The 5462-nt window shown below is 67.7% G+C and carries 7 protein-coding genes; 5 read left to right on the top strand and 2 right to left on the bottom strand.

What is annotated here, in order from left to right; genetic code table 11:
- Both AC1DY5_RS40390 and AC1DY5_RS40385 read left to right on the top strand, forming a co-directional pair.
- Positions 1-616 (top strand): ABC transporter ATP-binding protein (locus AC1DY5_RS40390; RefSeq protein WP_478120065.1); only part of this gene is annotated, 616 nt, incomplete at its 5' end.
- A complete protein-coding gene (locus tag AC1DY5_RS40385) occupies positions 613-1275 on the top strand; it encodes an HAD family hydrolase (protein ID WP_478120064.1) in 663 nt (220 codons plus the stop codon). The genes AC1DY5_RS40390 and AC1DY5_RS40385, both read left to right, overlap by 4 nt.
- On the opposite strand, the gene AC1DY5_RS40380 is transcribed toward AC1DY5_RS40385, so the two are convergent.
- Entirely contained in the window at positions 1221-1889 is a 669-nt protein-coding gene (locus AC1DY5_RS40380) for a lipocalin family protein (protein WP_478120063.1), read from the bottom strand. The two genes, AC1DY5_RS40385 and AC1DY5_RS40380, sit on opposite strands and share 55 nt — an antisense overlap.
- A 112-nt stretch (positions 1890-2001) precedes the next feature.
- On the opposite strand from AC1DY5_RS40380, the gene tal reads away from it, so the two are divergent.
- The 3 genes from tal to AC1DY5_RS40365 all read left to right on the top strand — a co-directional run bounded on the left by tal (position 2002) and on the right by AC1DY5_RS40365 (position 4934).
- On the top strand, positions 2002-2949 hold the full coding sequence (gene tal / locus AC1DY5_RS40375; RefSeq protein WP_478120062.1) for a transaldolase: 948 nt from the start codon (positions 2002-2004) through the stop codon (positions 2947-2949).
- Between the two features lie 2 nt (positions 2950-2951).
- Positions 2952-4505 (top strand): glucose-6-phosphate isomerase, encoded by a 1554-nt coding sequence (pgi, locus tag AC1DY5_RS40370; RefSeq protein WP_478120061.1) that lies wholly within the window; start codon positions 2952-2954, stop codon positions 4503-4505.
- 78 nt (positions 4506-4583) lie between these two features.
- Positions 4584-4934, top strand: coding sequence for a DUF805 domain-containing protein (locus tag AC1DY5_RS40365; RefSeq protein WP_478120060.1), 351 nt, complete (start codon positions 4584-4586; stop codon positions 4932-4934).
- 4 nt (positions 4935-4938) lie between these two features.
- Here the strand turns inward: AC1DY5_RS40365 and msrA are convergent.
- On the bottom strand, positions 4939-5462 hold a 524-nt coding region (gene msrA, locus AC1DY5_RS40360; protein WP_478120059.1), incomplete at its 5' end, for a peptide-methionine (S)-S-oxide reductase MsrA.

Below are 5462 nucleotides of genomic sequence, written 5' to 3'. Positions count from 1 at the left end.
GCAGCGCGTCGCGGTGTCGCGGGCGCGGGTGGTCGAACCCTCCGTACTGCTGTTCGACGAGCCGCTGTCCAATCTCGACGCCCGGCTGCGCCGCGAGATGCGCGAGGAAATCCGCGGCCTGCAGCAGCGGCTGCAGCTCACCGTCGCCTATGTCACGCACGACCAGAGCGAGGCGCTCGCGGTCAGCGACCAGATCATCGTCATGGACCACGGCGTGATCGCGCAGCAAGGCACGCCCGAAGAGCTCTACGGCCATCCGCGAAGCGAATTCGTCGCCGGCTTCATGGGCGAGGCGATGGTGTTCCCGGCCCTCGCCCAGCCCGACGGCCGGGTCGAGCTGGGACCACTGACCCTGACGCCGCGCTACGACGTGGCGCCAGGCTTCGTCAAGGTGGCAGTGCGGCCCGAGGCCTGGCTGATCGGCGCCGCCATCGGACTGCCGGCGACGCTGCGCAAGGCGGCCTACCTGGGCAGCTTTTACGAATATGCTTTCGACACCGCGCTGGGCCCGGTGTTCGTCGTCTCGAGCGACCTCGCGCGACCGCTGACCGCCGGCGCCCAGACCACCTTGTCCCTCGCCAGCCATGGCGTTTCCGTCGTACCGCTTGCCGCATGAATGTCGTTTTCGATCTCGGTGCCGTGCTCCTGAGCTGGGAGCCCGTCGCCCTGGTTCAAACCCAGCTGGCGCCCCATGCGCCCACCGCCGAGGCCGCGCACACGCTGGCGCGCCAGATGTTCCATCACGAGGATTGGCTCGGCTTCGACCGCGGCACGCACAGTCTGGACGACGCCATCGGCCGCATGGCGCTGCGTCTCGCGCTGCCGGCCGACCGGCTCAGCGAGGTGCTGGCGCCGATGGGCGAGCGGCTGGAACCGATCGCGGTCACCATGGAATTGCTGGCGGGCCTGCGGGTGCGCCGCGACGCCGGGGAAGACCTGCGGCTCTACTACCTGTCGAACATGCCGTCGCCCTACGCGCGGGTGCTCGAATACCGGCACCCGTTCTTCCAGTGGTTCGACGGCGGCATCTTCTCGGGCGACGTGCAGGTCATCAAGCCGCAGCGAGAGATCTATGAGCTGCTGGCGACGCGGTATCGTATCGACGCTTCGAAGACTGTCTTCATCGACGACTCGCTGGCCAACGTGCTCGCGGCGCGCGAGTTCGGCTGGCAGGCGATCCACTGCGAGCGGCCCAGCGCACTCCCGGTGCAGCTCGCCGCCTACCTGCCGGTCAGCTCGACCTTGTCGACATCGAAGCCCAGCGTGCGGGCGTAGTCCAGCTCGGCCTGGAGCAGGGCGTCGTCCAGCCGCGGCGCCCGCGAGAGCACCCAGAGGTACTTTCGGTTCGGCGTGCCGACCAGCGCCACCTCGTAGTCGCGGTCGAGCTTAAGGATCCAGTAGTCGCCCCACACCATCGGCAGCCAGCCCAGCCAATCGGGCGCGAAGCGCACCTCCAGGCGGCCGGCGCCGGGCTGGCCCGCGACTGGTACGACGCGCGCCGAGCCGACGGCTTCCTCGAAGCTGCCGTCCGCCAGGACGCAGCGGTTGCGCACCTCCACGGTGCCGTCGGCCAGCGGCGTGTACTCGGCGCTCACCGTTCCMGTGCATGGCTTCTGGAAGCGGTTGGGCAGCCGGGCCTGCTCGTGCCAGAGGCCGGCATAGCGCTTGAGGTCGACGGGTGCCACCACCTGAAGCGGCGCGCGCATCAGCGGCGCGCCATCCGCCGGGCCGGCGACCGTCTCGGTGCGAGCCGTGCGATGGCTCGAGAGGGCCAGCAGGGTGAGGACGCCGCCGATGCAGAAGGCGGTCGCCAGGGTCCCGATCGAGGCGCTGTGGGCGCGGTCGTCGAAGGCGGCGGGCGGGGGTGCACGGTGGCTGCGAAAAGACATGGGATTCCTCCGGAAGGCGACCAATCGAACACAAAGATTAGTGGGCGTGAGCCCAGGGCCGCGTCAGCCGCGAACCACACGCCATGTAGTGCAGCGGCGGGATAATAGCCGGATGAACCAACTCGATGCCCTCCGCCAATGGACCACCGTGGTCGCCGACACCGGCGACTTCCGCCAGCTCGCGCAGTTCAAGCCCCAGGATGCGACCACCAATCCGTCGCTGATCCTGAAGGCGGTCCAGAAGGCCGAATACCGTCCGCTGCTGGATGAGGTGGTGAACAAGCACCTGGGAGCGTCGATCGACGAGGTCATCGACCGCCTGCTGGTGCGCTTCGGCACCGAGATCCTGTCGATCATCCCGGGCCGAGTGTCGACCGAGGTCGATGCGCGCCTGAGCTTCGATACGCACGCCACCATCACGCGCGCCGAGCGCATCGTCGCGCTCTATCGGGCGGAGGGCATCGATGTCGAAAAGCGACTGCTGATCAAGATCGCCTCGACCTGGGAAGGGATCGAGGCCGCCCGCCATCTCGAGCAGAAGGGCATCCATTGCAACCTGACGCTGCTGTTCTCCTTCGCCCAGGCGGCGGCTTGCGGGGCAGCCAAGGTGCAGCTGATCTCGCCCTTCGTCGGCCGCATCTACGACTGGCACAAGAAGTCGCAGGGCCCGCAGTGGGACGAGGCCGCCAATGCCGGTGCCAACGATCCGGGTGTGAATTCAGTGCGCCAGATTTTCGACTACTACAAGAAGAACGGCATCGCGACCGAGGTGATGGGCGCCAGTTTCCGCAATGTCGGCCAGATCGCCGCGCTGGCCGGCTGCGACCTGCTGACCATCAGCCCCGAACTGCTGGCCGAACTGGCCGCCAGCGAGGCGCCGCTCGTCCATGCGCTCGACGCCGAGGTAGCGAAGCGCCTGGAGATCCCGAAGGTTTCGCTCGACGAGGCGGCTTTTCGCTTTGCGCTGAACGAGGACGCGATGGCGACGGAGAAGCTGGCCGAGGGCATTCGCGCCTTCGCGGCCGATGCAGTCAAGCTCGAAAGACTCATGGAGACCTGACGATGACTACCCGTTGCGATCGCACAGCCGCCTGGGGGGCCCTCCAGGTGCATTACGACACGGCCGGACTCGGCTTCGACATGCGCAAGGCCTTCGCGAGCGACCCGGGCCGTTTCGCGGCGCTGAGCCAGTCGGCGCCCTTCGTCTTCGCCGACCTGTCGAAGAACCTCGTCGACGCGCGCACCGAGCAGTTGCTGCAGGCCGTGGCCCGCGAAGCCGGGCTGGAGGCGCATCGGGACGCGATGTTCGCGGGGCGGCACATCAACGCCACCGAGGATCGCGCGGTGCTGCATACCCTGCTGCGGCGACCGGCTTCGGCGCCGGTGGCGGGCGAGCTGGCGGGCGCCTTCCGCGACGTGCATGCGACGCTCGACGCCATGCTGGCCTACGCCGACCAGGTGCGCTCGGACTCGACGATCACCGACGTCGTTAACATCGGCATCGGCGGCTCCGACCTCGGCCCGCAGATGGCGGTGCTGGCGCTAGACCAGTTCTCGGCCCCGGGCAAGCGCTTCCACTTCGTCTCCAACGTCGACGGCCACGAGCTGGCCGGGATCCTGCGCGGGCTGGCGCCCGAGCACACGCTGTTCCTGATCGCGTCGAAGACCTTCACGACCGCCGAGACCATGGCCAACGCGCAGTCGGCCAAGCGCTGGTTCGAGCAGTCGGGCGGCGTGAATATCGCGCGCCATTTCGCCGCGCTGACCACCAATGTGGCCGCCGCGAAGGCCTTCGGCATCGACACCAACTTCGGCTTCTGGGACTGGGTCGGCGGCCGCTATTCGATGTGGTCGGCCATCGGCCTGCCGATCGCGCTGGCCATCGGCGCCGAGGGATTCCGCGGCCTGCTGGCCGGCGCGCACGCGATGGACGAGCACTTCCGCACCGCGCCGCTCGAGCAGAACCTGCCGGTGCGCCTCGGCCTGCTCGACGTCTGGTATCGCAACTTCCATCGTTTCACGACCCGCAGCATCGCGCCCTACCACAGTGCGCTCAAGCGGCTGCCGGCCTACCTGCAGCAGCTCGAGATGGAGAGCAACGGCAAGCAGGTCGACATGGCCGGCCAGTTGCTGACCTTCGGCACCTCGCCGGTGCTGTGGGGCGAGCCGGGCACCAACGGGCAGCATGCGTACTTCCAGATGCTGCACCAGGGCACCGACGTGACGCCGCTGGAGTTCATCGCGGTGCGCGATGCGGCGCACGAGCTCGCGGGCCATCAACCCAAGCTGCTGGCCAATGCACTGGCGCAGGCGCAGGCGCTCATGGTCGGCCAGCGCGACGCGGGCGGGCACAAGAACTTCCCGGGCAACCGGCCGAGCACCTTCTTCGTCCTCGATCAGCTGACGCCGGAATCCCTCGGCGCCTTCCTGGCGCTGTACGAGCACCGCGTCTTCACCAGCGGCGCCCTCTGGGGCATCAACAGCTTCGACCAGTGGGGCGTGGAGCTCGGCAAGGTGCTGGCCCGGGACATCGAGCCGCGGCTGGCCTCCGGCGACGTGCAGGGACTCGACGCCTCGACCGCGGGCCTGCTGCAGCGCCTGCGCCCGCGCGCCTAGCTTTCATCAAAGTCGGCAGCCTGCTCGATATGATGACCACGGGGTTGTCCCGTGGGGAATCAGCAAGAGGAGTTGTGCATGAACTTTCAACAGGCGGTCCAGACCTGCTTTCGCAAGTACGTCGAGTTTTCTGGCCGTGCGACCCGGCCCGAATACTGGTGGTTCATCCTGGCCTATGTCATCGTGGCCGTCGTGGCGGGCTTGATCCACGAGTACCTCTACTACCTCGTGGTGCTGGCCTTCCTGCTGCCGCTGCTCTCGGTCGGCGCTCGCCGCCTGCATGACGTCGGCCGCAGCGGCTGGTTCCTGTTGCTCGGGCTGGTCCCGGTGATCGGCACTCTGGTGCTGCTCTATTTCATGGTGCAGCCGAGCCAGCCGGAATCGAACGCCTACGGACCGCCGGCCGGTCCGCTCCCGGCCAGCGTCTGATCCCTCAGCCGCCTGCGCCCACCAGCACCGCCTTGGCGCGGTAGCTGGCGGGAAACACCTTCTTCAGGTTGTCGACCTTCGGCAGGTCGTTGATCGCGATGTAGGGGTGGTCGGGATTGCGAGTCATGAAATCCTGGTGGTACGCCTCGGCCGGATAGAAGGCCTTGAGCGGCTCGATGGTGGTCGCGATCGGCTTGCCGAAGACGCGGGCGCGGTCGAGCTGCGCGATGTAGTTCCTGGCGATGCGTGCCTGCTCGGGGTTGGCCGTAAAAATGGTCGAGCGGTACTGGCTGCCGACGTCCGGTCCCTGGCGGTTCAACTCGGTCGGATCATGGGCGACCGAGAAATAGATCTGGAGCAACCGCGCATAGCTGATCTGCTTCGGGTCGTAACTGATGCGCACCGCTTCGGCATGGCCGGTGCGACCGGAACTGGTGGCTTCGTAGTTGGCCGTTGCGGCCTCGCCGCCGGCATAGCCCGAGAYGGCGCTGGTCACGCCCTTGACGTGCTGGAACACACCCTGAACGC

The sequence above is a fragment of the Variovorax sp. P4_D9 genome (assembly GCF_056401695.1).
This window is presented reverse-complemented; position numbering and strand designations above follow the sequence as displayed.

Excerpts from the sequence above, each read along its gene's own strand:
- AC1DY5_RS40385 (WP_478120064.1), top strand. The coding sequence starts at position 613 with ATGAATGTCGTTTTCGATCTCGGTGCCGTGCTCCTGAGCTGGGAGCCC.
- tal (WP_478120062.1), top strand. The coding sequence starts at position 2,002 with ATGAACCAACTCGATGCCCTCCGCCAATGGACCACCGTGGTCGCCGAC.
- pgi (WP_478120061.1), top strand. The coding sequence starts at position 2,952 with ATGACTACCCGTTGCGATCGCACAGCCGCCTGGGGGGCCCTCCAGGTG.
- AC1DY5_RS40365 (WP_478120060.1), top strand. The coding sequence starts at position 4,584 with ATGAACTTTCAACAGGCGGTCCAGACCTGCTTTCGCAAGTACGTCGAG.